The following is a 26,572-nucleotide window of genomic DNA, read 5'->3' as shown; positions in this document are numbered from 1 at the left end:
TGGGGTGGATCCGCTGTCTGGCGCGCGGTCAGGCGCAGCAGGACAGCATCGACACATCGGTGGTGAAGGCCTTGGCGACGATCCGGATGCCTTCGGCCGTGGTCAGGTACGGGGCCCACGCGTCGGCGACCTCGGTGATGGTCTTGCCGAGGATGTGGACACCTGCGGCGGCGAGTTCGCCGGCGTCCTTGGCGACCGCGGTCAGGCCGAGGATCTCGCCGGTGTCCGCGTTGGCGACCATCTTGATGAACCCGCGGGTGTCCCGGTTCACCAGCGCGCGGGGCACGTACTCCAGTGGCAGGACACGGCAGTCGCAGCGGATCCCGGCCGCGATGACCTCCTTCTCGGTCATCCCGACCGCGCCGACGGCAGGGCTCGTGAATGTGACCCGCGGCATCCGCGTGTAGTCGACCGACGTGCTGGCGTCAGTGAAGGCGTTCTCGGCGACCAATGTGCCGTGCCGGGCTGCGACGTAGACGAACTCGGGGTGCCCGGTGACATCCCCAGCCGCCCAGACGCGAGGGTTGGAGGACTGCAACTGGTCGGTGACCACGACCTCTCCGGCCTCGCCGGTCTTCACTTGCACGGTCTCGAGGTTGAGCCCGTCGGTGACCGGGGCGCGGCCGAGCGCGACGAGGATCTCGTCGGCACGGAACTCCTGCACGCCGCCCGAGACCTCGGCCGCGGCGACGATCTGGCCGGTGCCCGGGTCGCGGGTGACGCGGGTGGGGATGGCGCGGCGGACCACTCGGATGCCCTCGTCGGCGAAGATTTCCTGCAACGCCTTGGAGACTTCCGGCTCCTCCTTCGACGCCAGCCGGGACCTCACCAGCAGAGTCACCTTCGAGCCGAGCCGGGCGAACAACTGTGCCATCTCCAGCGCCACATAGCCCCCGCCGAGCACCAGCAGCGAGTCAGGCACCTCGGACAGCTCCATCGCCGACGTCGAGGTGAGAAAGTCGACGCCGTCCAGCCCCTCGATGGCAGGAGCCCACGGGCGGGAGCCTGTGGCGATGAGGTAGTGGGCGGCCTCGATGGTTTCGACGGTGCCGTCCGCGGCGGTGACCTCGAGGACCGACGCATCCGGCGTGCCGGCGAACGCCGCCTCGCCCTGGCGGACCGGCCAGCCGTAGGCTTCTGCCACGTCGATGTACTTCTCACTCCGCATCGCCTCGACCAGGTCCTGCTTGCCACCCACCAGCCCGTGCATGTCTACCGGGCCAGCGGTGGCGGCGATCCCCGGGAACCGGGAGCCCGCATCCGCGGCCACGTGGCGGGCCTCGGCGGCCGCGAGTAGCGCCTTGGACGGAACGCACCCCGTGTTCACGCACGTGCCGCCCAACGTGCCGCGCTCGATCATCACCACCGACTTTCCCAGTGTGGTGGCGCGGATCGCCGCGGCGAATGCCGCGCCACCCGACCCAATCACGGCCAGATCAAACCTCGATGGCATCCTTATTCCTCCCTGGACATCTTGGAACATCCCGCTGATACACTCATCATGAACCTTCCACCACAGGGGAAGGTCAAGCACGAAATTTGCGACCAGCGAAAAGGGGGGCGGGGAATGCGGATCGGAGAGCTCGCCGACGCGGCCGGCACCACGGCGAAGACGTTGCGGTTCTACGAGGACCAGGGGCTCCTGCCGCCGGCCGGGCGCACGCCCAGCGGCTACCGCAACTACACCGCCGAGACCATCGCCCGAATCGACTTCATCCACCGCGGCCAAGCCGCTGGACTCACCCTCGCCCAGATCCAGCAGATCCTCCACATCCGCGACCACGGCCAAGCGCCCTGCAGCCACGTCCGCGACCTCCTCGACGCACGCCTCACCGATATCGACCAGCAGCTCAGGCAGCTCCACGACCTGCGCGACACCCTCGCCGGGCTCCGCGACCAGGCCGAGCACGTCGAGCCCGACACGTGCAGCTCGGATCAGGTCTGCCGCTATCTGTAGCCAAGCCCGGGGGTCTGTCCGATAATTCACCCACTGGAGGCGCAAGCGTAGCGGGAGGCCATTGGTGCTCAGGTCGAGGTTGAGCGCAGCGCGGGATAGTCGGACCATTCGCCCCCGGAGAGGCGTGCCCAGGCGGCAGCTGATGACGCCGTGATGCCGAGCAGGTCGGACACGATTCGAGGATGCAGTTGTCGGGTGAGGTCCATCAGCGCGGTGACACGAGCGCTGCCGGCGAGGAGTCCTTCTTGACGGAGTCGACGGCTGAGCGGCCCGGGGGTGATCGGTCGGCCCGGGTTCCTGCCCGGGAAGAGCCAAGTGTCGGAGCGGTTGCCGTCGAGCAGCTGGACCATTGCTTCGGCGAGGACTTCGGGCAGCTCGATCGGTTCAGTTCCGACCGTCAGCGTCATGGAGCGCGCGGTCGTATCGACTTGTGCGCGGGTGATCGCTGCGGTGCGGGTCAGGTGGAGCCCGTAGAACAGGACGAGCAATCCGCTGACTCGCGTCACGGGATCCATGTCGTCTCGCGTGATGAACGCGCGTGCCATCGTCCACCGATGGTCGGCGGCGTAGTCGCGCCCTTCGAGGCGATGGCTGCGGAACTCGACCCGGAGGCGGCTCAGGCGGTGCCGTCGCAGCCACCGGGTGAACGGCGCGAGGGCATCCCGTTGTGAGGGCGAACCGGTGAGGAAGCCGTCGAGAGATCGCTGCGGGTATGTCGTCAGCGTTTCGCCGCTCGCGCGGATCTGCTGCAGGAGGGCCGCGCACCGCTTCAGCGCCGCACGCACCTTCTGATAGGTGGAGCCGGATCGGACGGCCGTAGCTGGTCTGCCCCTGAGTGATCTGCCCGACGGCAGCAGCTCCCAGGTGCAGTACCGCCGTAGGAGGAGCCGGTCCTCGGGATGGGGGACGGTCGGAAGCCACCGTTGGAACCAGTGCTCGAACCTCGCCGCTTGGATGTCGAAATCGGGCAGCACGCCTGAGCGGATGAGGAGCGAGAGCAGGAATGCCACGGACTGGCCGGCGTGCGCTCTGGTCATGATCGCGTCCGCGGTGAGGGGCAGCGTGCCATCGGCGAGCTCACGGAGGACGACCGCACAGCGGCTCTTGTACAGCCACCGCTCGAGGGAGATCGCACTGCCGTGGTGCGTCACCAGGTACTCCGCGAGCGGGTGCAGCTCGGGGCGGATCTCTCCGCTGTCGTCAGCAAGCAGTTGCTGGGTGGCGATAGGTCGCTGGCACTCTACGCATAGCCGGTGCTTGCGCACCTCTTCGATCGTCCCGCATCCCGGGCATGCCATCGTCACGGGAGCTCCTGCGCACTCGGCGCAGACCTTGTGCCCATTCATGAAGCCAGTGAGGAACACCTTCCGCCCGCACTCCGGGCACGGCTGGGGGCGTCGCATCGCGTAGTAGCAGCGGGCGCAGACCCGTCGGCCGTCCAGGTGCGTCGCTACGCGGCCCGGCTCCCCGCAGAGCTCGCACATCTTGACCGGCGCGGTGTAGCACGCGAGACAGACGAGCGCGGGGCGACGGACGATAATCGTGGCGTTCTGCCCGCATCGCGAGCAGTCGCCGAACGACCGCGGATCGGCTCGCCAGCAGTCCCGGCAGAACCGTTGCCCATCGACGGTGCGCTGCACGGGCTGAACTCGTCCGCATCTGGCACACGCGACCGATCGGGCATTCCGTTCACAGCGCGAGCAGTGGCGACCGCCGGTCTGCGTCTTGTGAGGCATCCGAACGGCACGTCCACAGGAATCGCATGTAGGCAAGACGACCCGCCCGGCACCCTCGTTCACGAGAGCGTGGGCCAGATCCTGCACCGTCACCGGTACGTTCCGGTGTCGCCCTTCGAGGACTCCAGGTTGTTTGAGGAGTGCGAGTTCGAGACGCCGTTGGGTGAGCGGCACGGGTGCGACTTCAGCCACGATCTCAACAAGGCGCTCCACCGGGATCTCCGGCGCGATCGCGTGGACGAGCCCGGCGACCTCAGCAACCCTGGGCTCCTGCGGAGGCTTCGCCACCGCGGCCTACTTCGAGCGCGGGCGACGGATCGTGGCCCGCACGGGCCGCAGATCGCCGATCGCACCCCGCGTCGCGTCTTCACCCACCGCGACCGGGGCCGCAGCCTCCCGGCGGGTGACCTGCACGAGGTCGTCGAGCGAGCACTCCAACGCGTCGCACAGCGCGGCGAGCACGTCGATGCGAACCCGCTGCGGTGCTTGCGTCACCAGTCGGTACACCTGTTCCCGGGACAGGTCGACGCCCCGCTCCTCGAGCAACGGCTTCAGCTTGGAGGTCTGGAAGATCCCGCGCGAGGCCATCACGCTGCGGAGGTTCCATGCGGTCTCGAGCTCAACGGTCATCTGCTTCTCCTTCGATGAGGGCCTTCAATGCGTCCGCGAGTACCCGGTTCTTGAAGTCCGAGCTGACGGAGGCGTAGATCGAGGTCGTCGAAGCATGCATGTGCCCGACCTGCTCCTGGACGAATCGGTCGGCGTAGCCGAACTCGAGCAGGTGCGTCACGTACGAATGCCGGAGGCTGTGCAGAGTCAGGGCCTTTGACAAGCCGGCCTCGTCCCGCAGCTCCGCGAACCGCCGGTCGAGATAGCCGGCCGACAGTCGGGTGCGGCGTTCCGTCACCCACAGCGCGTCAAGATCACTGCCCGGGGCGAAACGATCGCGCGCCTGCTCCACCCACTGCTCCATGCCCGGCACCCACCAATCGAACTCCGGCACCAGCAGCACGGTACGTCGTCGTGGCGCGCCACCTCCCGCGGCCTTCGCCCACCGTACGTGGATCGCGCCATAGCGGCCCCACTGCCGCATCTTCGCGGTGTAGTGCAAGTCAACCGTGTCGAGCATCACCGCTTCTGTGCGCCGCAACCCGAACGCGTAGACCGTCTTCAACAGCTGCGCATCACGTAGCGCGCCGAGCGCCCCTTTGCGCCCGGACCCGACCAGTGTCTCCACGCGCGCATCAGCCGTGTCGAAGAGACACTCCACCTCGTCATAGGCCAACGGGCGACGCTTTCCATCACCCTCGAACTCGAACCGATGCGCGACGGTGTTCCATGGCAAGCACACCTGCGACGGAATCTCCGCGAACTCTCGCTCGCAGATCTCCATCCAGTCATACAACGGGCTCGTCAAGTACTCGCAGAATCCATGGATTGAACCGTGGTTGTTCCGCAGCGTCGACAACGCTCGAACCCGGCCCATCGAATCGGCGGTGAACTCATCGACGTCTGCGACGGTCCACTTCCACGGCGGCTTGTCGACGAAGTCGCGAAACCGCGTGACCGTCGCCAGTCGATTCTGGATGGTCTGCTCACGCAGCCCGCGAGAACGCTGCTGGCTGCGCCACCCCTCCACCATCGCATCGAAGATCTGCTGCTCCGGGTTCGCCAACGCGATGTTCGACGTCGACGTGAGCAGTCGAAGTGACGCAGGGGAACCACCAAACTCTTGCATTAGATGCAACAAAGTACGACAGGATGCATCACCGAGTCAAGTCGAACGGACAGGTTCCCGACATTCCGCTGATACGGTCAGAGCATCAAGGCCTGAGAAATCCCAGTAGTCCTCGCCAGCAGGTGTAGACAGTTGCATTCACTGCAACAGTCGATGGTTTACTGGTAGTCCCGATTATTGCGAAGTCGCCTATTCTCTGGCGCATGCGGTCAGCAAACTCCTCGTGGGGATCCCCGCTTTCTGCGACACGCGCGGTGCCTCAGGGGCCGCCCGGCCGGTCTTTCGGCTGGCTCTCTAGGTCTCTGCAGTGGACGTTCGCAGTGTCTTGTCGGTCGCAACGACGAGCGATGCGAGCAGCGCGCTGGCTCCGGACGCAGCGATCACGTGTCCTCCGCCGACGGGGCGGCCCACGATCTTGCTGCCAAGCGGAGGACTTTGCGCGCGGCCGATCCTGAGGGGCGCGGAACGTGAGCGTGGACAGCGCTAGCGACGCCGAGCACGGGAGGCGCGGCGGCAACGCAAAATCGCTCGGAGCCGCGAGCTCCACGCCCAGCACCCGGAGTTGCAGAGAGAGCGGAGCCGCCGATTCCGGGAGCAGCATCCGGATATGGTTCGCGAGTACAAGCGGCGTTGCCGGGAACGGCATCCGGAGATGTTGAGAGATGACGCCCAGCAATATCGGGACGCTCATGCGGACGAGGTCCGTGAGCGTCAGCGTGTAGCAGCCGCGGCTCGGCGGCAGCGGAATCCTGATGCGTACAAGCCGTGGTATACGAACAACCTGCGAGTCGCAGCGTGAGCGTGGCCGGGAGGCCGCATGACTCCGGGCCAGACTGAAACGAACAGATCCACGCCGATCTGAAGGCCGGGCCACTCGCTCACCTGCCGTCCGGGGTGTTCACCGCGAACAGCGCCTGGCTCGTCCTCGCCGTGATCGCGTTCAACCTCACCCGCGCCGCCGGACTCATCGCAGACCAGGCCGGGCGACTCGCCAGAGCGACGACCGCGACGATCCGCCGCGCCCTCATCTCCGTCCCGGCACGCCTGGCACGGTCCGCGCGGCGGATCATCCTGCACCTGCCCGAGGCCTGGCCCTGGCAGACCGCGTTCGCCCGGCTCTTCACGGCAACCCACGCGCCACCACCAGCCACGGCCACCTGACCACCGCCGCGCCCGCGGCACAACCGAGACTCAGTGGACGACCGGGATGCGACGCCCGGAACTCAACCCTGCCCGCGGCACGTCACTCCACGCCGATCAAGCCGACGCCACGCGCCACGGGCTCATCGGTGGATCGAGGCTAAGTGGCGGACACCCACCTGATGCCGGCGGCGTCCGGAGAGACGCGATGCGCCGCATCCGTCTCAATCTCTTCGGCGAGAGGGACGATTACTTCCCAAACGGCCCAATTCTTGAAAGTGCCGGTCTCCGTGCTGGCACCAAACGCCAACCCATCGGGAACTTCCACGGAAAAGCCGAATCGGACGCCCCTGGCATCGGAAGTCTGTACTTCGAGCCTGTTGCCTTTGCTGCAGAGCGATAGAAGTTGCAGGCCTTCGGGGATCAGAGGCGTCCCGAGAGCGTCATCCCATGCGCTTTGGACCTCGCGGACAAGCGCCAGATCGAGGGGTTCCACTCCCATGCCGGATCATCCGCTAGCCAGCTACGTTGATCACCCATTGGGGGCAAGCCGTCACGCCCATACAATATGCGGTGATGAGGCCTTTGTGGTAGCCATCACTTACGCGAGTGTTCTCGATCACGACTTTGATGGCCATAGTGCGCTTGGGATTGCAAACGCCGAGCCAGCACTCCCACTCAATGGCGTCCGTCACGTAGATGATCGCGTTTCCTTGAGTGACCCGACCGCCGTCGGGGCGTGGAAAGTCCGGCGGCGACCGCCGTCAGCAGCACCAGCCAGATCCCCAGCCGCCGGATCTGCGGCAGGCTGCGCTTGAACCCCACGAACGAGACGTCCAGCGCCGCCGAGTACAGCAGCGGCGGCAGCACGATGTTCAGCAGCACGTGCCCGTCGATCTCCATCTCGGGGATGAAGGGCAGGAAGGATGCCGCGAGCGCCACGACCGTCACGAGCAGCGGCGCCGGCCACCCCCGCCACCGCGCGATCGCCGCCACGACCACCGAGCCGACGAGAACCGAGAACCGAGAACAGCGTGGCGTCCATGCCGAACGACTACGCGGGGGAATGCCGGGGCCCGCCGCCCGGTTATCAGAGATGATGACTGCTGCAGCCCCCGCCCTGTCCGTGCTCGACCTCGTTCCGGTGCGAACCGGTCAGACCAGCTCCGAGGCGATCGCCGCCTCCCTCGCCCTCGCCGAGACCGCCGACCGGCTCGGCTACCGCCGCTACTGGTTCGCCGAGCACCACAACATGCCTGCCGTGGCATCCACCACTCCCCCCGTGCTCATTGCCGCAGCGACGTCGCGCACGACCACGATGCGCCTGGGCTCGGGCGGCGTCATGCTCCCCAACCACGCTCCGCTCATCGTCGCCGAGCAGTTCGCCGCCCTCGAGGCCATCGCGCCCGGCCGCATCGACCTCGGTCTCGGCCGCGCTCCGGGCAGCGACCCGGTGATCACCCAGCTGCTGCGCACCGCCGGAACGACCAGCGACGTGGAGCAGTTCCCCCGCCACGTGCAGGACATCGCGCTGCTCCTCGGCGCCGAGGGCGCCAGCCTGCGCTTCACGTCGGGCGGCGAGTACACCGTGCACGCCACCCCGGCGGCCACCGGCACACCCGAGGTGTGGCTGCTGGGCTCCAGCGACTACTCCGCCCAGCTCGCGGCATCTCAGGGCCTGCCCTACGTGTTCGCGAATCACTTCTCGGGCCAGGGACTCGAGCGCGCCCTCGACCTGTACCGCACCGGATATCAGCCGAGCGAGGCGCACCCGACGCCCCGCACATTCCTCACCGTCAACGCCGTCGCCGCACCGACCGCTGAAGAGGCCGAGGAGAGGGCACTCCCGCAGCTGCGCATGATGGCCCGCCTGCGCCTGAACAAGCCGCTCATCGCGCTCGAGACCGTCGACGAGGCCCTCGCCGCGGCATCCGACCCCGCAACTGACCAGGTGATCGAAGCCGCGCGCTCGCGCTGGTTCGTCGGCACCGGCGAGTCGGTGGCCGCCGAGCTGCGCGAGTTCGCGGAGAAGTTCGGCGTCGACGAAGTCATGCTCTCCCCCGTCGCCGGCGCCTACGACACCGAGGCGATGGATGCCGCGACCGGCCGCGCGCAGACCCTCGAGCTGATCTCCGCCGCACTCTGACCAGCCTCTGGCCGAAACGTCGGTGCGGGAGTACGGTCAGCAGTATCGAGTCGGAAGGGGGCTCTCATGAGCGCAACGCAGACGCGCGGACTCTGGGTCGCGTACGGATCGAACGGGGTCGTCGGCAGCATCCGCCACGAGGACGACGACTACATCGTCGTGATGGCCGCAGCGGATGCCGAGACGGGGCGCTATCCGAGTCTCGAAGTCGCCAAGGGCGCCCTGTACTCGCACATGTCGCCGGGCAGCTCCTGGCCCCGGTACCAGGAGCACTGACCGACGGTCAGACCTCGGGCTCGCCGGTGATGAGCCCGCGCAGCCAGTCGCGCGCCTCGACGAAGACCTCGTCGGCGTAGCGATCCGGATACTGCACGATCTTCCGGTCGGCCCTCGGGTACGACCCCAGGAACACCACGCGCGGGCTGAACCGGCGGATACCGAGCAGCGCGTCCGCCATCCGCTCGTCGGCCACGTGGCCGTCCGCGTCGATCACGAACCGGTAGCGCCCGAGCGCGTCGCCGATCGGACGCGACTCGATGAGCGACAGGTTGATGCCGCGCGTCGAGAACTGCTCGAGCATGTCGAGCAGCGCGCCGGGGTGGTCGTCGGGCAGCTCGACGATGAGCGAGGTCTTGTCGGCGCCGGTCGGCTCGGGCGGCATGGTGGTGCGGGTGACGAGCACGAAGCGCGTCACGGCCGAGGTGCTGTCGCCGATCTCGGACGCAAGCACGTCGACGTCGTAGTGCTGCACGATTCCGGGCGGAGCGATCGCGGCCTGCGCAGGCGACGATCCGTCGAGGACGCCGATCGCGGATGCCACATTGCTCGCCGCAGGCACATGGGCGTGGTTCGGCAGGTGCTCGCCGAGCCAGCCGTGGCACTGCGCGTACGCGACCGGATGCGCGGCGATCACCGTGACGTCCTCGAGCGTCGTGCCACGCGGGGCCACGAGAACGAAGTTCACCTTCACCAGGTACTCGCCCACGATCCGCAGACCCGGAAGCGTCGCCAGAGCATCCTGCGTCGTCGAGACGCCGCCCTCGATCGAGTTCTCGATCGCGATCATCGCGGCGTGGCTGCGCCCCTCGAGCACGTCCGCGAGCGCCTCGCCGACGTTGTGCACGGGCCGCCACTCCTGCCCTCGGGCCTCGGCGACCTGGTCCAGTGCTGCTTCGGTGAAGGTGCCCGCAGGACCCAGGTAGCTGTAGGTGCGCCGTTCCGTCACGCGTTTCACCTTAGCCCTGCGGATGATGCGCTGGCGCGCGGATCGGGGCAGACTGTTCCCATGACCAGTCGTGCCGGCCTCCCCGCGGAGGAAAGTGACCTCATCGATGTCGACGCCTTGATCGCCGCGTACTACGACCGGCATCCGGATCCGTCAGACCCCGCGCAGCGCGTCGTGTTCGGCACGAGCGGTCACCGGGGTTCGTCGCTGTCGGGCAGCTTCAACGAGAACCACATCCTCGCCACGACCCAGGCGATCGTCGATTACCGCCGCCAGCAGGGCATCGAAGGCCCGCTGTTCCTCGGCCGCGACACGCACGCGCTCTCGCTCCCCGCCGAGCGCAGCGCGATCGAGGTGCTCGTCGCGAACGGCGTCGACATCCGCGTCGACGCCCGCGACTCGTGGGTGCCGACGCCCGCGCTCAGCCACGCGATCCTCACGTACAACAAGGGCCTCGACGCGGATGCCGCGGGCCGGGCCGACGGCATCGTCGTCACGCCGTCGCACAACCCGCCGCGCGACGGCGGCTTCAAGTACAACCCTCCGCACGGCGGCCCCGCGGACACCGACGCGACGAGCTGGATCGCGAACCGTGCGAACGAGCTGATCGAGGGCGGCCTCGACGGCGTGAAGGCGCAGAGCTTCGCCGACATCGACTGGGATGCCCTGCCGAACTATGACTTCCGCGACGCGTACGTCCGTGATCTGCCGACGATCATCGACATCGAGGCGATCAAGAAGGCCGGCGTCCGCATCGGCGCGGACCCTCTCGGCGGAGCCTCGGTCGACTACTGGGCGCTCATCAAGGAGATGCACGGCATCGAGCTGACCGTCGTCAACCCCGAGGTTGACCCCACGTGGCGCTTCATGACCCTGGACTGGGACGAGAAGATCCGCATGGATCCGTCCTCGCCGAACGCCATGGCGTCCCTCGTCGCGAAGAAGGGCGACTTCGACGTCCTCACCGGCAACGACGCCGACGCCGACCGGCACGGCATCGTGACTCCGGATGCCGGGCTCATGAACCCGAACCACTACCTCGCCGTCGCGATCGACTACCTGTTCTCGCACCGCGCGGACTGGCCACGGGATGCCGCGGTCGGCAAAACCCTCGTGTCGTCCATGATCATCGACCGCGTCGCCGAGTCGCTCGGGCGCAGACTCCTCGAGGTCCCGGTCGGATTCAAGTGGTTCGTGCCCGGCCTCCTCGACGGCTCCGTCGCGTTCGGCGGCGAGGAGTCCGCCGGCGCATCGTTCCTGCGCCGCGACGGATCCGTGTGGTCGACCGACAAGGACGGCATCCTGCTGTGCTTGCTCGCGGCCGAGATCATCGCCGTCACGGGCAAGACCCCGTCTGAGCGCTACGCCGAGCTCGAGCAGGCATTCGGGGCATCCGCCTACCAGCGGGTCGACGCCCCGGCGACGCCCGAGCAGAAGGCGAAGCTCGGAAAGCTCACACCCGAGTCCGTCACGGCGACGACGCTCGCCGGCGAGGAGATCACCGCGAAGCTGTCACACGCGCCGGGCAACGGCGCCGCGATCGGCGGCCTGAAGGTGCAGACCGAGCACGCCTGGTTCGCGGCGCGCCCGTCCGGCACCGAGGACGTCTACAAGCTGTACGCCGAGAGCCTGAAGGGCCCCGAGCACCTCGCTGAGGTCCAGGAGGAGGCCAGAGCGGTCGTTGCTGAGGCGCTGGGCGGCTAGAGCCGCCGAGCGAGGTCCGCACCGGCGGCTCTCAGCCACCGGGCGGGTTCACCGAGGGACTCCTCAGCGGAGCCGGCGAGATCGGTGAGCGAGACGGCTGCCGCGAACAGGCCGGTGTCCGCCTCCGGTGCGATGCGACCGGCCACGACCGCGGCGCGCGCTCCTGCGGCTGCGGCGATCCCGGCGACGTACGAGGGGACCTTGCCGTCTCCGGACTGCCCGTCATAGGAGCCCTCGCCCGTGATGACGACGTCGGCACCGGTGACGGAATCCGCCAGTCCGATCAGACGGGAGACTTCGGCTGCACCGGGCTCGATCCGCGCGCCGCATCTCATCAGGGCGGCACCGGCACCACCGGCGGCGCCGGCCCCGGGCAGGCTCGGGTCGACGCCGATCAGACCTGCCAGGCGGGCGAGCGAGCGATCCACCCGTCGGATGTCGGCATCCGCCGCGAAGCCCTTCTGCGGACCGAACACGGCCGCGGCGCCGCGATCGCCGGTCAGCGGGTTGGTGACGTCGGTGAGCACGACGGCGTCGGGGATCGGACGCAGCCCTGTCAGGTCGACGGCCGCGACGTCGAGGAGACCGCGCGCGCCGGGCGCTACGGGTGCGCCGGACTCGTCGAGGAATCGAGCGCCGAGCACACTGAGCAGACCCGCGCCGCCGTCGGTCGATGCGCTCGACCCGATGCCGAGCACCAGACGGGAGACGCCGTGGTCGAGGGCCGCCACGATCGCCTGTCCGAAGCCAGAGGTGTCGGCATCCCAGGGACGCAGCTCGTCGAGCATCTCGATGCCCGACGTCGAACCGATGTCGATCACGGCGGTGCCGGCGGGGGAGTCCGGCGTCGGCGGCAGCAGCAGCCAGGATGTATCGGTCGGCGTCCCGGCCGGACCGTCGACGGCGATCGGCATCCGCTGGGCACCCGGAACAGCCGTGGCGAACGCATCGACGGTCCCCTCGCCGCCATCCGCCATCGGGCGCGACAGGATCACCGCAGCCGGATCGATGCGGCGCCAGCCGTCAGCGAGTGCCCTGGCCGCCTCCGCGGCCGAGATCGTCCCCTTGAAGCTGTCGGGAGCCATCACAACAGTCGTCATCCTCGGAGCTTAGCGAGCGCGCGGAGCACACCCGTCACGGCGCGGGCTCGCACGTCGCGCGGTTGGCAGAGTGCGAGGATGGAGACACTGCGAATCGAGCACGAGGAGAGCACATGTCCTGGATCGTCACCGGCGGCGCCGGCTACATCGGAGCGCACGTCGTGCGCGCACTCGCAGCAGCCGGGCTCACCCCGGTCGTCCTCGACGACCTCTCCTCCGGCATCCCGTCGTTCGTGCCCGAGGACGTGACCCTCGTCGAGGGCAGCATCCTCGATCGCGATCTCGTCGAGAAGACGCTGCGCGATCACGCGGCCGAGGGCGTCATCCACGTCGCCGGGTTCAAGTACGCGGGTGTCTCGGTGCAGCGCCCGCTGCACACCTACGCGCAGAACGTCGAGGGCACCCGCGTGATCCTCGAGGCGATGGATGCCGCGGGCGTCAGCAATATCGTGTTCTCCTCCTCGGCCGCGGTGTTCGGCACGCCCGATGTCGAGCTCGTCGTCGAAGACACCGCCAAGCGGCCCGCGAGCCCCTACGGCGAGTCCAAGCTCATCGGCGAGTGGATGCTGCGCGACCAGGCCATCGCGACGGCCGAGTCCGCCGCACCCCTGCGGCACACCTCGCTGCGGTACTTCAACGTCGTCGGCTCGGCCGATCCGACCGTGTACGACGTGAGCCCCCACAATCTCTTCCCGATCGTGTTCGAGAAGCTGCTCGCGGGTGAGACCCCGCGGATCAACGGCGACGACTACGACACCCCCGACGGCACGAACGTGCGCGACTACGTGCACGTCGGCGACATCGCCGCAGCCCACGTCGAGGCCGCCAAGCGCCTGGCATCCGGCGAGCCGATCGAGGCCGCGTACAACCTCGGCTCGGGCGACGGCCTGTCGGTGAAGCAGATCATGGACGCCATGGTGCGCGTCACGGGCATCGACTTCGTCCCCGAGATCGGGCCCCGCCGCCCCGGCGACCCGGACCGCATCGTCGCCACCGGCGAGCTCGCCGCCCGCGACCTCGACTGGCAGATGCGCTACACGGTCGACGAGATGGTGCAGACCGGCTGGGAGGCCCGCCGCAACGCGGGCTGAGTCATGATCGTCCGCCCGGCTGTTCCCGCAGACGCGGACGGCGTCGCCGAGGTGCACGTCCGTTCGTGGCAGGCCGCATATCGCGACCTCATGCCGCAGGAGGTGCTCGACGGGCTGTCCGTCGAGCAGCGCGCGGAGGGGTGGCGCGGCATCCTCGGCGATATGTCGCGCGCCTCGCGGACGCTCGTCGCCGAGCACGAGGGGCGCATCGTCGGGTGGGCGAGCTTCGGCGCCGCGCGCGATGCGGATGCCCCGGGCACCGGCGAGCTGTGGGGCATCTACGCGCTGCCCGAGTCGTGGTCGTCAGGGATCGGACACGCGATGATCGCGGCCGTCGAACGCGAACTGATTGATGCCGGGCACGCCACCGCATACCTGTGGGTACTCGACGGCAACGAGCGGGCTGCCGCGTTCTACGAGCGCCACGGCTGGAACGCCGACGGCGGGGCCAAGGTCGAGGAACGACCAGGACTGGTGCTGCACGAGCGGCGGCACACGAGGGCGCTCACGGCCGCACCCACCGGCAGCGCGGACTGAGCTGTGCGCCTCGCTCGCAGATCTGCACTCATCTCGCAGGAATTCCGTAGATTCGTGCGAAGTTCGTGCATTTCTGCGAAGCACGCGCTCTTGATCGAAGGAGGCATCGCGTGACCGACTCCCCCGTCGTCGAGACGGCCTCGGGCCCGGTGCGCGGTTTCTGGCGCGACCACGGCACGCCGGACGCGTCGGCCGCGTTCCTCGGCATCCCGTTCGCGAAGCCGCCGGTCGGAAAGCTGCGATTCGCGGCCCCGGTACCGCCCCAGCCGTGGACCGACCCGCTGGATGCCACCGCCTACGGCGCCACGCCGCTGCGCATCACCGGCGTCGACAACCTCATCCCGGAGCCCGCGATCCCCGGCAAGAGCACGCTGAACGTCAACGTCTTCACGCCTGCCCTCGACGGCGCCCTCCCCGTGCTGATCTGGATCCACGGCGGCGGCTACACCGAGGGGTCGCCGGCGAGCCCCTGGTACGACGGGGCACGCTTCAACCGCGACGGCGTCGTGACCGTGACGATCTCGTACCGCATCGGCTTCGACGGTTTCGGGCACATCGAAGGAGCTCCGGCGAACCGTGGCGTGCTCGACTGGATCGCCGCGCTCGAGTGGGTGCAGCAGAACATCGCCGCCTTCGGCGGAGACCCGTCCCGCGTGACGATCGGCGGGCAGTCGGCGGGCGGGGGCGCGGTGCTCACGCTGCTCGGGATGCCGCAGACGCAGCACCTCTTCCACCGGGCGATGTCGTTCTCGGGCGCTCTCGCCGACGTGCCGCTCGCCACGGCGAAGGCCCGCGGCCGGCGGCTGGCCGATCTGGGCGGCGTCTCTGCGGACGTCGACGGGCTGCGCACGCTCACCGAGCGCCGCATCCGACAGCTGCAACCCCAAGCCGCCACGCCCCGCACCGGCATCGGCATGGTGCTTGATCTGCTGGAGGACGGGCTGCCGTGGGGGCCGATGATCGACGGCGAGCTGATCCGGCGCCCGGCCGTCGACTCGCTCGCCGAGGGCGTGGGCGCCGACAAGCCGCTGCTGATCGGTGCGGCCGACGACGAGTTCACGATGGTCGCCGAGCGCGAGGGTGCCAGGATCCGCTGGCTGCCGTCCTGGCTCCTGCTGCTGCCGTTCCTGCGACCATGGTGCGTCCGCCGCGCATACCTGGCCGCCAATCGCGCCCAGCGCCGCAAGGGCGGGGCGGCGATGATCGGCCGCTTCATCAGCGACCACGTGTTCCGCGCGCTCGTTCCGCGCGTCGCCGAGGCGCGCAGCAGACGCAGCGGCGGCGACGCGGATGCCGGCACCTGGGCATACCGGTTCTCGTGGGTGTCGCAGGCGTTGGGCTGGGCGTGCCACTGCCTCGATGTGCCGTTCTGGTTCGACGGGCTCGACCGCGAGAGGGTGGCGAACCTTGCAGGGGAGCACCCGCCGCAGGCGCTGGCGGATGAGATGCACGCCGCGGCCGTGGCGTTCATCGTCGGCGGAAACCCGGGTTGGCCTGCATGGTCGAGCGCTCCCGGCATCGCGCGGGTGTTCGGCGGCGACGGTGCGGACATCGCGGAGGATGCCTACGACAGCGTGCTCCCGCTCGTCTGACATCGTTTCGACTGCGCTCTGCTGGCGTCGCAGTACAGCTCGACGCCATCCGTGACCGGCACGCCCAGAGTCTCCCGCGTCCTGAACGAAGAGTTTCCCGCCTCCAATACCTCTCGGGCGCGGGCAACTCTTCTTTCAGCGGCGGATGCCGGGGGATGCGAGTGCTGTCCGACCAACCCGCCGCATCGGGCGGGCCTGCCCTCAAGGACCGGCGACCTCGGCGTGCGGCATCCGCTCGCGCATCACGCGGATGGCCTCCGGGTTGTCGTCCACGAGCACGGCATCGCGGCCGAGCGCGGATGCCACGGCCCCCGTCGTCCCTGAGCCGGCGAACAGGTCGAGCACCCGATCGCCAGGACGGCTGGATGCCTGGACGATCCGGCGCAGGATCCCCTCCGGCTTCTGCGTCGGGTAGCCGGTCTTCTCCCGACCCGTGGTCGGTACGATCGTGTGCCACCAGACATCCGTGGGGAGCTTGCCGCGCGCGGCCTTCTCGGGGGTGACCAGCCCCGGAGCCATGTACGGCTCGCGGTCCACGTCGTCCGAGTTGAACACGTGCCCTCCGGGCGTCTTCACGTACACGAGGATCGTGTCGTGCTTGGTCGGCCAACGCCGCCGCGACTTCGCGCCGTAGTCGTACGCCCAGATGAGCTCATTGAGGAAGGCGTCGCGCCCGAACACGGCATCGAGCATGACCTTGGCATAGTGCGCCTCGCGGTAGTCGAGGTGCAGGTAGAGCGTGCCGTCGTCCGCGAGCAGCCGCCAGGCCTCCTCGAGCCGCGGCATGAGGAAGTCGCCGTAATCGTCGAACCGGTCGTCGTACGTGCGCAGCATCCCGCGCACCCGCTCGTACTCGTGCCCATGGAACCCGTGCCGGACCTCGCCGCCCGGCTCGTCATCCGCAGATGTCCGCCGGGCGGTGACGACCCGCCGCTCCTGGGCGCGGCCTGTGTTGAACGGCGGGTCGAGATAGATCAGCGTGAAGGATGCGGACGGCAGGGTGCGCGCGACGTCGAGGTTGTCGCCCTCGATGATCCGGACGGCGCCGGTCCCTGACCCTTCGACGGGCTCAGGGGTCGAAGGGTCGGCGGATGCTGCCTCACTCACGGCACACGGTGCAGCCACGCCTCGGTCGAGAACTTCGACTCGACGAGCGCCTCGGCATCCGCGTACTCGTCGGGCGTGATCGCGCCGTCCTCGGCATTCGTCAACGAACGGAACGTGTCCGTGAAGCGATCGATGATCTCGGCGCGGCTGAGTCCGGTCTGCGTGCGCAGCGGGTCGACGCGCTTGGCGGCAGAGGTCGTGCCCTTGTCGCTGAGCTTCTCGCGCCCGATGCGCAGCACCTCGGTCATGACCTGGCCGTCGATGTCGTACGAGATGGTCGCGTGGTGCAGCACGCCGCCGTTGGCGAGGCGCTTCTGCGCGGCGCCGCCGATCTTTCCCGTAGGGCTCGCGATGTCGTTGAGCGGCTGGTAGGTCGCATCGATGCCGAGCGAGCGCAGCGCCTGCAGCACCCCAGTCGTCGAGGAAAGCGTACGAGTCCGCGAACGTCAGACCCTGCACGAGGGATGCCGGCACATACAGCGAGTACGTGATGATCTGGCCTGCCGCCATCATCATCGCCCCGCCGCCGGAGATGCGGCGGACGACGTCGAAGCCGTGCTTGGCCGCGCCTTCGGGGTCGACCTCATTGCGGTACGACTGGAAGGAGCCGATGACGACGGCGGATTCGTCCCACTCCCAGATGCGCAGCGTCGGACGCCGTCGCCCCTCTCCCACCCGTGAGGTGAGCACCTCGTCGAGCGCGAGATTCATCCGCGGCGAGACGGCTTTCTCGTGCACGATCTCCCAGTCGAAGTCGCGCCAGCCCGGAGCGGTCACGAGTGCGCGGCGCACGGCGGTCCCGACGGATTCGGGGTTGAAGCCGAGCAGCTGGGCACCTGCGGGCAGGGCCGCCCGCACGGCGTCGGCGATGACCGTGACGTCGGACTCAGCGGGTAGGCCGTTGACGGCGGCATTGATGTCGTCGAGAGCCGAGTCCGGCTCGAGGAAGAAGTCGCCGGCGAGCCGGAAGTCCGTCAGTCTGCCGTCAGCGACCTCGACGTCGACGACGACGAGTTTTCCACCGGGGACCTTGTACTCACCATGCACGAGACCAGCTTAACCACCCGCGGCGTCAGCGGCTCGGGATGTGCTTGTCGAGCCAGGCGAGCAGGTCGGCGCGGACCTCCTGCTGCTGCAGTTCGTTGAAGATCTCGTGACGGGCATCCGGATACACGAGCGTCGTGACGTCGGTCAGACCCGAGCGCGAGCGGTACTCGTCCGCGAGCTTGTGCACGCTGTGCGGACCGCCGACCGGATCGTCGCGCCCCACCATGAGCAGCATCGGGATGTCGCGGCCCAGGTCCTTCGCCGGCCGTCCGTAGAGCTTGAACGCCTCGATCGGCCCGAACAGCTTCAGCAGCGGCACGTTGGTCGTCAGCGGGTCGTCGTCGAACTCCGCCCAGACGGCCTTGTCGCGGCTGAGCCATTCGTACCCGGTGGCGTCCTTGTCCTCCCACTTGGCGTTCAGCGGTGCCGCGTTCAGGTCGCGGATCGTGCGCAGCGCCGAGCCGGAGAGCACGACGGCATCCCAGGCTTCCGGATGCTCGTTCACGAGCATCTGCGCGAGAAACGACCCCCACGAGTGTCCGAGCAGCACGAGGGGAAGATCCGGGTGCTCGTCCTTGATGATCCCGGTCAGCTGCCAGACGGCATCCTTCGCCGCACGCAGACCGCCTTTGCCGAGGTGCCCGAGCTTCGCAGGTCCTCCGTGCTGACGGATGCCGGTGCGCCCGTGCCCGCGGTGATCGTCGGCGTAGACGATGAATCCAGCCGCGGTGAGGGCGGCGATGAGCTTGCCGTACCGCCCCGCGTGCTCGCCGACGCCGTGCAGCAGCTGCACGACGCCTCGGGGCACCCCCTCGGCCGCGTGAACGTCGTAGACGATCGCGACGCCGTGCGCGTCGGTGAACTCCGAGGTCTGGGGCATGCGTCGAGTCTAGGGTCGCGGAGCCTCGCGCGTCAGAGGCCGAGGGCTTTCCGCACGGCGAATGCGGCGTCGCGGTCGGTGACGTCGTGCCCGCCCATGCTCGCCGCCACCGATCCGTCCGAGGGAGCGGCGATCGTGCGCTTGGCCGAGAAGTGCAGCGCGTCCACGCCGACGGCGGCGAGCGCCGGGGCGGATGCCGCATTCACGCCACTGCCTGCCATGACCTCGATGCGCCCGGAAGCCGCGTCCACCATCGCGCGCAGGGTGTCGATGCCGCCCTGCGCCGTCGATGCTCCACCGGAGCTGAGCACGCGGCGCAGACCCAGATCGATCGCCTGCTCGAGCGTCGCGACCGGGTCCGCGGTGACGTCGACGTGCGAGCGCATCCGTGTCGAGCCCGCCCGCCGGGTCGAGATCCCCGATGACGACACCGGTCGCTCCGGCTGCGACGGCCTGTTCGACGTCGCGCACCGACACGGCGATCTCGTCGGCGTCGTAGCGGAATCCGCCCGCGCGCGGGCGGATGAGGACGTGGATCTCGGGTCCGCCCTCCCCCATACTGCACCCCGTTCCCCCGAAAACTTAGTTAGACTACCTAAGTAATGACCCACGATGACGACCTCCTCCACGACACCGCCACCGATCTGCGCCTCGCCACGTTCCGGCTCGCACGCCGGCTGCGCCGCGAGCGCGCCCGCGACGACATCAGCGACGCGCACTTCGCCGTCCTCGCCAATCTGAAAGCGCACGGCCGCATGGCCATCGGCGAGCTCGCCCAGCGCGAGCGGGTGAGCGCTCCGAGCATGTCCAGCAGCGTCGACGCCCTCGCCGAGGCGGGCCTCGTCGTCCGAGTACCCTCCGAGGAGGATCGCCGCCGGGTCTACATCGAGATCACGAATGCCGGAATCGAGATCGTCTCAGCGACCGTGCGCAAGCGCGACGCCGCCCTCGCCGACGCCCTGGCCGAACTCGACTTCACGGCGAAGGAGCTGCGCACCCTGCGCGAAGCCTCGGCCCTCATGCGGAAGGTGACAGAACGATGAGCGCCATGTTCCGCTCCTTCACGAACATCAACTACCGCATCTGGTTCCTCGGCGCCCTCGTCTCCAACATCGGCGGATGGATGCAGGCGACGGCCCAGGACTGGGTCGTGCTCACCGAGCTCACCGACAACGACGCGACTGCGATGGGCGTGACCATGGCGCTGCAGTTCGGTCCGCCGCTCGTGCTCGTCAGCCTCACCGGCTGGGTCGCCGACCGGTTCGACCGCCGGCGCATCCTGCTGCTGACCCAGTCGGTGCTCATGCTCCTCGCGCTCGGCGTCGCCGCCCTGCTGCTGACCGGCGTCATGACGCTGCCGCTGATGTTCTGCTTCGCCCTCGCGTTCGGCATCACGAACGCGTTCGACGCCCCGGCGCGTCAGGCGTTCGTGTCCGACATGGTGACCCTCGAGGATGCCTCGAACGCCGTCGCCCTGAACTCGGCCTCCTTCAACATGGCACGCCTGATCGGACCGGCCGTCGGCGGCCTGCTCATCGTCGCGGTCGGCACCGGGTGGGTGTTCGTCGTCAACGCGGCCACGTTCCTGGCGATGCTCGTGGCGCTGATGCTGATCCGCCGCGGCGAGCTCATCCCCCGCGCGAAGAACAGCGGCCGCGGCGGTCTGGCCGAGGGCTTCCGGTACGTCTGGGCGCGCAGCGACCTCAAGGTCGTGTTCGTCATGGTGTTCCTCATCGGCGCGTTCGGCATGAACTTCCCCATCTACGCCTCCACGATGGCGCTCGAGTTCGACCGAGAGGCTGACGGGTACGGCATCCTCAGTTCGATCCTCGCGATCGGCTCGCTGGCAGGAGCACTGCTCGCGGCCCGGCGCGATCGGGCGCGCGTGCGCGTGCTGATCGTCGCGGCGGGGCTCTTCGGCGCGGCATCCATCGTCTCGTCGGCCATGCCGACGTACGGGACGTACGCCGCCGTCCTCGTCGTCGTCGGGTTCTCGACCGTCACCATGCTGACCACGGCGAACGGGTACGTGCAGACGACGACCGACCCGGCGCTGCGCGGGCGCGTGCTCGCCCTGTACATGGCCGTCGTGATGGGCTCGACCCCGATCGGAGCCCCCATCGCCGGATGGATCACGGATGCCGCAGGTCCGCGCGCGGCCATCATCTTCGGCGGCGTCGCCGGGCTCGTCGCCGCGGGCGTCGGACTGACGTGGATCATCGCCTCCGGCCGACTGCGCCGCGAGACCGGCGCGCGGTTCCGCCTGACGCTCGACGAGACCCGGCCGATCACGATCGCTCCGGTGGATCCGGTGGAGTTCAGCGACGAGGTCGCCGCAGCGACCACCCCGATCCGCACGGAACGCGCCGACTGATCCTGCGGTCCCGGGGGCTTCTCGGTACCGTGTAGCCATGAGCTCTTCGGGGGAAGCACAGAACCGGGATGCCGCGGCATCCACCGTCTCGGATGCGACGGATGCTGCGGCACCGCCCCACCGGTCTCTGCCTCCCGTGCAGCGCTGGGTGTTCTGGCCCGCCGCGGTGATCGTCATCGCCTTCGTCGCGTTCACGCTCATCGTCCCCGGTGTCGCCGAGAGCCTGTTCAAGGCGGTCCAGACCGGCATCGTCAACGCGTTCAACTGGTACTACGTGCTGATCGCCGCCGTCTTCGTGGCGTTCAGCCTGTTCCTCGGCTTCAGCAAGTTCGGCGACATCAAGCTCGGCAAGGACGATGACGAGCCGGAGTTCTCGATGCTCAGCTGGTTCTCGCTGCTGTTCGCCGCGGGCATGGGCATCGGCCTCGTCTTCTACGGCGTCGCCGAGCCGCTGACCCACTTCGTCAGCCCGCGGCCCGGCGTCTCGGGCACCCCGGAGCAGCTCGCGCAGGCAGCCCTCGGTCAGACCTACCTGCATTGGGGCGTGCACGCGTGGGCGATCTACGTCGTCATCGGGCTCGCCCTCGCGTACGCTATCCACCGCCGGCACCGCCCGATCTCGATCCGGTGGACGCTCGAGCCGCTTCTCGGCAAGCGCGTGGAGGGCGGTTGGGGGCACCTCATCGACGTCATCGCCCTCGTCGGCACCCTATTCGGCGTGGCCACCTCGCTCGGCCTCGGCGTGATCCAGATCAGCGCCGGCCTCGACGTCGCCGGCATCGCCGACCCGAACGAGGCGACCCAGGTCGTCGTCATCCTCATCATCTCGGTGTTCGTGCTCGCCTCGGTGCTCTCGGGAGTCACGAAGGGCATGAAGTGACTGTCGACGTTCAACCTCGTCTTCGCCGGGCTGCTCGTGCTGTACCTGCTCGTGGTCGGCCCGAGCGAGTTCCTGCTGCGCGACTTCGTGCAGTCGATGGGTTACTACATCCAGAACTTCATCGGGCTCTCGTTCAACGTCAGCGCCTTCCAGGGCGAGGCAGGCGAGGCCTGGCAGGCGAGCTGGACCTCGTTCTACTGGGGATGGTGGATGTCGTGGGCGCCGTTCGTCGGCATCTTCATCGCCCGCATCTCGAAGGGGCGCACGGTTCGCCAGTTCGTCGCAGGCGTCATCCTCGTGCCGACCGTGATCGGCATCCTCTGGTTCGCGGTCATGGGCGGGTCCGCCCTGGCGATGGAGCTGGAGAACCCGGGCATCCTCCGCAACAGCGAAGGCGGGGTCGACCTGCAGGGCGCGCTGTTCGAGATGCTCCAGCACGTGCCGGGAAGCAGCATCGTCAGCATCGGCGTGCTGCTGCTGATCGCGATCTTCTTCATCACCTCGGCGGACTCGGGCGCCCTCGTGATGGGCATGATCGCCACCGGCGGCCAGCAGAACCCGAAGCGCTGGATCCGCACCTTCTTCGTCGCCGTCACCGCGGCGCTCGCGATCGCGCTGCTGCTGGCCGGCGGGCTTACGGCCCTGCAGACGGCCGCTATCACGATCGCCCTGCCGTTCAGCGTGGTCATGCTGCTGATCTGCTGGTCGACGATCGTCGCGTTCACGCGCGAACGTCGTGCATACGCGCGAGCAGAACGCGCACAGCTCATCGACAAGATCGGCGACTACTACGGCCTCGAGGTCGAGTCGCGCGATGAGCGCGGGATCATCGGTGCGCAGCCGCGCTGGCTGCGCCAGCTGCAGAAGCGGCTGGGCATGCCGGTGTCGCCCGCGACGCCCATCCGCATTCCGCAGGCGATCCTCGATGCGGAGCGCAGCGCGGACTCGGGACCTGCCCCCCTCGACGTCGACGATCTGGTGTCGTCGGACGAACTGTCCGGGTACGACGACCACGACGTCCCCTCCCGCGGCGACGACGAGGCCCCGCCGGTGAGGTAGCCCTCCCGGCGCTCAAGTAACGCAAATGACCCCATCCGGGCAGCGGATGGGGTCATTTGCGTTACTTGAAAGTGGGTCAGCCCGCGAGGACCACGCGCAGCTGCTCGAGCGCCCAGTCGATCTCGGTCGCGCGGATGACCAGCGGCGGCGCGATGCGGATCGTCTGGCCGTGCGTGTCCTTGACAAGCACGCCGCGCTCCATGAGCTTCTCGCTGATCTCGCGTCCGGTGCCGCGTGCCGGGTCGATGTCGACACCGGCCCACAGGCCCGCGACGCGGATGCCGGTGACGCCGTCGCCCATGAGCTTCTCGAGCCCTGCGCGCAGGTGCTCCCCGAGCTGGCGGGCGCGATCCTGGAACTCGCCGGTCTCGAGCATCTCGACCACACGGAGTCCGACCGCGGCGGCGAGCGGGTTGCCGCCGAACGTCGAGCCGTGCTCGCCGGGGCGGATGACACCGAGGACGTCGCGGTTCCCCACGACGGCGGAGACGGGCAGGATGCCGCCGCCGAGAGCCTTGCCGAGCAGGTACAGGTCCGGGACGACGCCCTCGCGGTCGCAGGCGAACGTCTCGCCGACGCGGCCGAGGCCCGCCTGGATCTCGTCGGCGATGAACAGCACGTTCTTCTCGTCGCAGATCTCGCGGATGCGCTTCAGGTAGCCCTCCGGCGGGATGATGACGCCGGCCTCGCCCTGGATGGGCTCGACGAGGACCGCTGCGGTCTCGTCGGTGATGGCGGCGGCGATGGCATCCGCATCCCCGTAGGGCACGGCGTCGAAGCCGGGCGTGAACGGACCGAACCCGTCGCGCGCGGTGTCGTCGTCGCTGAAGCTGACGATGGTCGTCGTGCGGCCGTGGAAGTTGCCGGCGGCGACGACGATGCGCGCCTTGCCCGCGGGGATGCCCTTGACGCGGTAGCCCCAGGCGCGAGCGACCTTGATGCCCGTCTCGACGGCCTCGGCGCCGGTGTTCATCGGCAGCACGAGCTCCTTGCCGCACAGGCGCGCGAGCGCCTCGGCGAACGGCTCGAGCCGGTCGTTCATGAACGCCCGGCTGGTGAGAGTCACGCGTCCGAGCTGCTGTACGGTCGCCTCGACGAGCGAGGGATGCCGGTGCCCGAAGTTCACCGCCGAGTAGGCGGCGAGCAGGTCGAGGTAGCGCTTGCCGTCGACGTCCGTGACCCACACGCCCTCACCGGAGGAGATGGTGACGGGCAGCGGGTGGTAGTTCTCCGCGACGTGCGCCTCGACGGCCACGTGCGTCTCCGCCGTGGTCACTTCGCACCGCTCTCGCTCAGTGCACCGCGCAGTTCGAGCGTGCAGCACTTGATGCCGCCGCCGCCGAGCAGGAGCTCGGACAGGTCGACGGTGATGGGGTTGTAGCCGCGCTCGCGCAGCTGCTTCTCGAACCCCGTGGCGCGCGGCGAGATGATGACGTTGTAGCCGTCGCTGGCGGAGTTCAGGCCGAACACTGCGCCGTCCTCATCCGAGACGAGGATGGCGTCGGGGAAGCGCTCTTCCAGGATCGCGCGGCTCGCGTCGTCGAACGCGCCGGGCAGGTAGGCGATGTTGGCCTTCTCGGGCCCGCCGTTCTCTGCGCCGATGACCGGGTCGAGCACGGTGAGTGCGGTGTCGAGGTGGTAGAAGCGCGGGTCGATGAGTGTGAGGGTGACGACCTCGCGGCCGAACACCTCGGCGACCTCGCGGTGGCTGTCGCCGGCCGAGCGGAAGCCGGTGCCGGCGAGGATCGTGTCGCCGGCGAGCAGGAAGTCGCCTTCGCCCTCGTTGACCTCTTCGGGCTCCACGGTGTCGAAGCCGTTGGCGCGGAACCACTCGGCGAACGCGGGCGCCTCGCCGGCACGCTGCTCGAAGTAGAACTTCGGCACGTACGCGCGGTTGTCGATCAGGAATCCGCCGTTGGCGGTGTAGACCATGTCGGGGTATCCGGCGAGCGGCTCGATGAGCTCGACCTCGTGGCCGAGTTCGAGGTAGAGGTCGTACAGCTTCTGCCACTGCGCAATGGCCTTGGCCGTGTCGGTGGGCTTGGCGGGCTCCATCCACGGGTTGATCTTGTAGCTGACCGTGAAGTGCTCCGGGCGGCACATCAGGTAGCGGCGATGCTGCGCGGTACGGGTCGCAGCTGCGGAAAGCGTGGTCTCAGGCGTCAACATGGTGCTCCTTGGAAGGGGGGACGCGGCGGACGCTGTCCAGGGGCCCGGCGGAAGTTCGACCCGTACTCGGGGAAGATGCGCTCAGGGCACGCCAGTTCATATTCTGGCATCCGCCCCTGAGCATCCGCCACCGCCGCGACGGAACTCACTCCCGCCCGAGCACCACGACCTTGCCCACCGTGCGACCCGATTCCAGGCGCTCCAGACCCGAAACCGCGGCATCCCAGGGCAGAACCCGCTCGATGACCGGGGTGATGCGGCCGTCCGCGGCGAGCGCGACGAGCTGTTCGTCGATCTCGCGCTTCGCCACGGCCATGACCATGCGGATGCGCCGGCGAGAGCCGACCGAGAGGAGCATCGCCCGCAGCATCCGCGGGATGGGGCCGAGCACGCGCCCGCCCTCCCCGCCGACCATCGCGATGGCGCCGGTCGGGGTGAGGAGCCTGCGCAGGCGGCGCAGCGGCAGGTCGCGTGCGATGTCGATGATCGCGTCGAAGGATGCCGGGATGCTCGACACATCCGTCTCGCGCAGCCAGGCGGGCATGGTGACCGGGATCGCGATGTTCATACGTCAGTCCTCCGGGTACTGGAAGAGATCGTCGATGCCGACCCCGAAGGCTCGGGCGATCTGGAAGGCGAGTTCGAGCGTGGGCGAGTACTTGCCCTGCTCGATGGCGATCAGCGTCTGCCTGGTGACGCCGATGCGGCCGGCGAGGTCGGCCTGCGTGATGCCGACCTCCTCGCGGCGCGAGCGGATGCTGTTGGTGACGAGCGTGGGCTTGACCATCAGACGAGTCCGCGGCGGTAGGCGATGACGCGGGCGATGCCGCCGGTGAAGGCCGCCACCGCGAAGCCGAGGAACATGGTGTTCGCAATCCAGAAGACGTCGGCGCCGACGGCGCACAGCGCGATCACGCCGAGCCCGGCGATCGTGAAGAACGAAGACTCCACGCGTCCGCCCAGGCGACTGATGTCGCGGTCGCGGATGTCACCGGTCATCGCGCCATCACGATCGCGGATGCCGGCCACGATCCCCCAGAGGATCGTGATGACGACGCCGCCGCAGCAGCAGCCATGTCAAGAATCTTTT

The 26,572-nt window shown here is 68.7% G+C and carries 24 protein-coding genes and 4 pseudogenes; 11 read left to right on the top strand and 17 right to left on the bottom strand.

Annotated elements, in window-relative coordinates:
* Positions 1-28: 28 nt before the first annotated feature.
* Positions 29-1,453, bottom strand: a complete 1,425-nt coding sequence (gene merA, locus HWX58_RS00665) for a mercury(II) reductase (protein ID WP_031205421.1) — start codon at positions 1,451-1,453, stop codon at positions 29-31.
* A gap of 114 nt (positions 1,454-1,567) precedes the next feature.
* On the opposite strand from merA, the gene HWX58_RS00660 reads away from it, so the two are divergent.
* Positions 1,568-1,957 (top strand): heavy metal-responsive transcriptional regulator, encoded by a 390-nt coding sequence (locus HWX58_RS00660; RefSeq protein ID WP_017828519.1) that lies wholly within the window; start codon positions 1,568-1,570, stop codon positions 1,955-1,957.
* 68 nt (positions 1,958-2,025) lie between these two features.
* Here HWX58_RS00660 and HWX58_RS00655 read toward each other — a convergent pair whose 3' ends face one another.
* The 3 genes from HWX58_RS00655 to HWX58_RS00645 form a co-directional block, all read right to left on the bottom strand.
* Entirely contained in the window at positions 2,026-3,255 is a 1,230-nt protein-coding gene (locus HWX58_RS00655; protein ID WP_250646065.1) for a hypothetical protein, read from the bottom strand.
* Positions 3,256-3,987: 732 nt separating this feature from the next.
* On the bottom strand, positions 3,988-4,323 hold the full coding sequence (locus HWX58_RS00650) for a helix-turn-helix domain-containing protein (RefSeq protein WP_175985030.1): 336 nt from the start codon (positions 4,321-4,323) through the stop codon (positions 3,988-3,990).
* Positions 4,313-5,368 carry a tyrosine-type recombinase/integrase gene (locus HWX58_RS00645; RefSeq protein WP_175985029.1) on the bottom strand — a complete coding sequence of 352 codons (1,056 nt, stop codon included), beginning with the start codon at positions 5,366-5,368 and terminating at the stop codon, positions 4,313-4,315. The genes HWX58_RS00650 and HWX58_RS00645 overlap by 11 nt, the downstream gene beginning before the upstream one ends.
* 903 nt (positions 5,369-6,271) lie before the next feature.
* Between HWX58_RS00645 and HWX58_RS00640 the strand changes: the two are divergent.
* Positions 6,272-6,592: pseudogene (locus HWX58_RS00640) on the top strand (transposase); the annotation flags it as partial.
* A 657-nt stretch (positions 6,593-7,249) separates the two neighbouring features.
* Here HWX58_RS00640 and HWX58_RS00635 read toward each other — a convergent pair.
* Positions 7,250-7,567: a cation:proton antiporter domain-containing protein gene (locus HWX58_RS00635; protein WP_250646020.1), complete on the bottom strand. Its 318-nt coding sequence runs from the start codon at positions 7,565-7,567 to the stop codon at positions 7,250-7,252.
* Between the two features lie 103 nt (positions 7,568-7,670).
* Between HWX58_RS00635 and HWX58_RS00630 the strand changes: the two genes are divergently transcribed.
* Positions 7,671-8,717 (top strand): LLM class flavin-dependent oxidoreductase, encoded by a 1,047-nt coding sequence (locus HWX58_RS00630; RefSeq protein WP_175985028.1) that lies wholly within the window; start codon positions 7,671-7,673, stop codon positions 8,715-8,717.
* Positions 8,718-8,783: 66 nt separating this feature from the next.
* Complete coding sequence (locus tag HWX58_RS00625; protein ID WP_175985027.1) at positions 8,784-8,993, top strand: methyltransferase; 210 nt, start codon at positions 8,784-8,786, stop codon at positions 8,991-8,993.
* Positions 8,994-9,000: 7 nt separating this feature from the next.
* Here HWX58_RS00625 and pheA read toward each other — a convergent pair whose 3' ends face one another.
* Positions 9,001-9,951: a prephenate dehydratase gene (gene pheA / locus HWX58_RS00620; RefSeq protein WP_227529451.1), complete on the bottom strand. Its 951-nt coding sequence runs from the start codon at positions 9,949-9,951 to the stop codon at positions 9,001-9,003.
* A gap of 51 nt (positions 9,952-10,002) precedes the next feature.
* Here pheA and pgm point away from each other — a divergent pair, with 51 nt between their 5' ends.
* Positions 10,003-11,646, top strand: a complete 1,644-nt coding sequence (gene pgm / locus HWX58_RS00615; protein WP_175985025.1) for a phosphoglucomutase (alpha-D-glucose-1,6-bisphosphate-dependent) — start codon at positions 10,003-10,005, stop codon at positions 11,644-11,646.
* Here the strand turns inward: pgm and HWX58_RS00610 are convergent.
* On the bottom strand, positions 11,643-12,746 hold the full coding sequence (locus tag HWX58_RS00610; RefSeq protein WP_175985024.1) for a glycerate kinase: 1,104 nt from the start codon (positions 12,744-12,746) through the stop codon (positions 11,643-11,645). The genes pgm and HWX58_RS00610 overlap by 4 nt on opposite strands.
* A gap of 113 nt (positions 12,747-12,859) precedes the next feature.
* Here HWX58_RS00610 and galE point away from each other — a divergent pair, with 113 nt between their 5' ends.
* From galE to HWX58_RS00595, 3 genes are all read left to right on the top strand, one after another.
* The gene (gene galE, locus HWX58_RS00605) at positions 12,860-13,837 is read left to right on the top strand and encodes a UDP-glucose 4-epimerase GalE (protein ID WP_175985023.1); all 978 of its coding nucleotides are present in this window, start codon (positions 12,860-12,862) and stop codon (positions 13,835-13,837) included.
* 3 nt (positions 13,838-13,840) lie between these two features.
* Positions 13,841-14,374: a GNAT family N-acetyltransferase gene (locus tag HWX58_RS00600; RefSeq protein WP_175985022.1), complete on the top strand. Its 534-nt coding sequence runs from the start codon at positions 13,841-13,843 to the stop codon at positions 14,372-14,374.
* Positions 14,375-14,484: 110 nt separating this feature from the next.
* Complete coding sequence (locus HWX58_RS00595; protein ID WP_175985021.1) at positions 14,485-15,966, top strand: carboxylesterase/lipase family protein; 1,482 nt, start codon at positions 14,485-14,487, stop codon at positions 15,964-15,966.
* A 201-nt stretch (positions 15,967-16,167) separates the two neighbouring features.
* On the opposite strand, the gene HWX58_RS00590 is transcribed toward HWX58_RS00595, so the two are convergent.
* The 5 genes and pseudogenes from HWX58_RS00590 to HWX58_RS14910 form a co-directional block, all read right to left on the bottom strand.
* Positions 16,168-17,073 (bottom strand): DNA-methyltransferase, encoded by a 906-nt coding sequence (locus HWX58_RS00590; RefSeq protein ID WP_175985020.1) that lies wholly within the window; start codon positions 17,071-17,073, stop codon positions 16,168-16,170.
* A pseudogene (lplAB, locus tag HWX58_RS00585) lies at positions 17,070-18,120 on the bottom strand (lipoate-protein ligase LplAB). Before lplAB ends, HWX58_RS00590 begins: the two are co-directional and overlap by 4 nt.
* A gap of 25 nt (positions 18,121-18,145) precedes the next feature.
* On the bottom strand, positions 18,146-19,000 hold the full coding sequence (locus HWX58_RS00580) for an alpha/beta fold hydrolase (RefSeq protein WP_175985019.1): 855 nt from the start codon (positions 18,998-19,000) through the stop codon (positions 18,146-18,148).
* Positions 19,001-19,032: 32 nt separating this feature from the next.
* On the bottom strand, positions 19,033-19,431 hold the full coding sequence (locus tag HWX58_RS00575) for a copper homeostasis protein CutC (protein WP_250646019.1): 399 nt from the start codon (positions 19,429-19,431) through the stop codon (positions 19,033-19,035).
* A 7-nt stretch (positions 19,432-19,438) separates the two neighbouring features.
* Positions 19,439-19,558, bottom strand: a pseudogene (locus HWX58_RS14910) (copper homeostasis protein CutC); the annotation flags it as partial.
* 44 nt (positions 19,559-19,602) lie between these two features.
* On the opposite strand from HWX58_RS14910, the gene HWX58_RS00570 reads away from it, so the two are divergent.
* The 3 genes and pseudogenes from HWX58_RS00570 (at position 19,603) to HWX58_RS00560 (ending at position 23,313) form a co-directional block, all read left to right on the top strand.
* Positions 19,603-20,043, top strand: a complete 441-nt coding sequence (locus HWX58_RS00570; protein ID WP_175985018.1) for a MarR family winged helix-turn-helix transcriptional regulator — start codon at positions 19,603-19,605, stop codon at positions 20,041-20,043.
* Positions 20,044-20,048: 5 nt separating this feature from the next.
* Positions 20,049-21,374 (top strand): MFS transporter, encoded by a 1,326-nt coding sequence (locus tag HWX58_RS00565; RefSeq protein ID WP_175985612.1) that lies wholly within the window; start codon positions 20,049-20,051, stop codon positions 21,372-21,374.
* Positions 21,375-21,411: 37 nt separating this feature from the next.
* A pseudogene (locus HWX58_RS00560) lies at positions 21,412-23,313 on the top strand (BCCT family transporter).
* Between the two features lie 76 nt (positions 23,314-23,389).
* Here the strand turns inward: HWX58_RS00560 and rocD are convergent.
* The 5 genes from rocD to HWX58_RS00535 all read right to left on the bottom strand — a co-directional run bounded on the left by rocD (position 23,390) and on the right by HWX58_RS00535 (position 26,511).
* Positions 23,390-24,589: an ornithine--oxo-acid transaminase gene (rocD, locus tag HWX58_RS00555; protein WP_175985017.1), complete on the bottom strand. Its 1,200-nt coding sequence runs from the start codon at positions 24,587-24,589 to the stop codon at positions 23,390-23,392.
* Positions 24,586-25,482 (bottom strand): dimethylargininase, encoded by an 897-nt coding sequence (gene ddaH, locus HWX58_RS00550; protein ID WP_175985016.1) that lies wholly within the window; start codon positions 25,480-25,482, stop codon positions 24,586-24,588. Before ddaH ends, rocD begins: the two co-directional genes overlap by 4 nt.
* 145 nt (positions 25,483-25,627) lie before the next feature.
* Positions 25,628-26,050, bottom strand: a complete 423-nt coding sequence (locus HWX58_RS00545; protein ID WP_175985015.1) for a zinc-binding dehydrogenase — start codon at positions 26,048-26,050, stop codon at positions 25,628-25,630.
* Positions 26,051-26,053: 3 nt separating this feature from the next.
* The gene (locus HWX58_RS00540; RefSeq protein ID WP_175985014.1) at positions 26,054-26,269 is read right to left on the bottom strand and encodes a helix-turn-helix transcriptional regulator; all 216 of its coding nucleotides are present in this window, start codon (positions 26,267-26,269) and stop codon (positions 26,054-26,056) included.
* Entirely contained in the window at positions 26,269-26,511 is a 243-nt protein-coding gene (locus tag HWX58_RS00535) for a hypothetical protein (RefSeq protein ID WP_175985013.1), read from the bottom strand. The genes HWX58_RS00540 and HWX58_RS00535 overlap by 1 nt, the downstream gene beginning before the upstream one ends.
* Positions 26,512-26,572: the final 61 nt, after the last annotated feature.

Origin of the sequence: Microbacterium tenebrionis, assembly GCF_903645325.1 — a bacterium.
GTDB lineage: Bacteria > Actinomycetota > Actinomycetes > Actinomycetales > Microbacteriaceae > Microbacterium > Microbacterium tenebrionis.
This window is presented reverse-complemented; position numbering and strand designations above follow the sequence as displayed.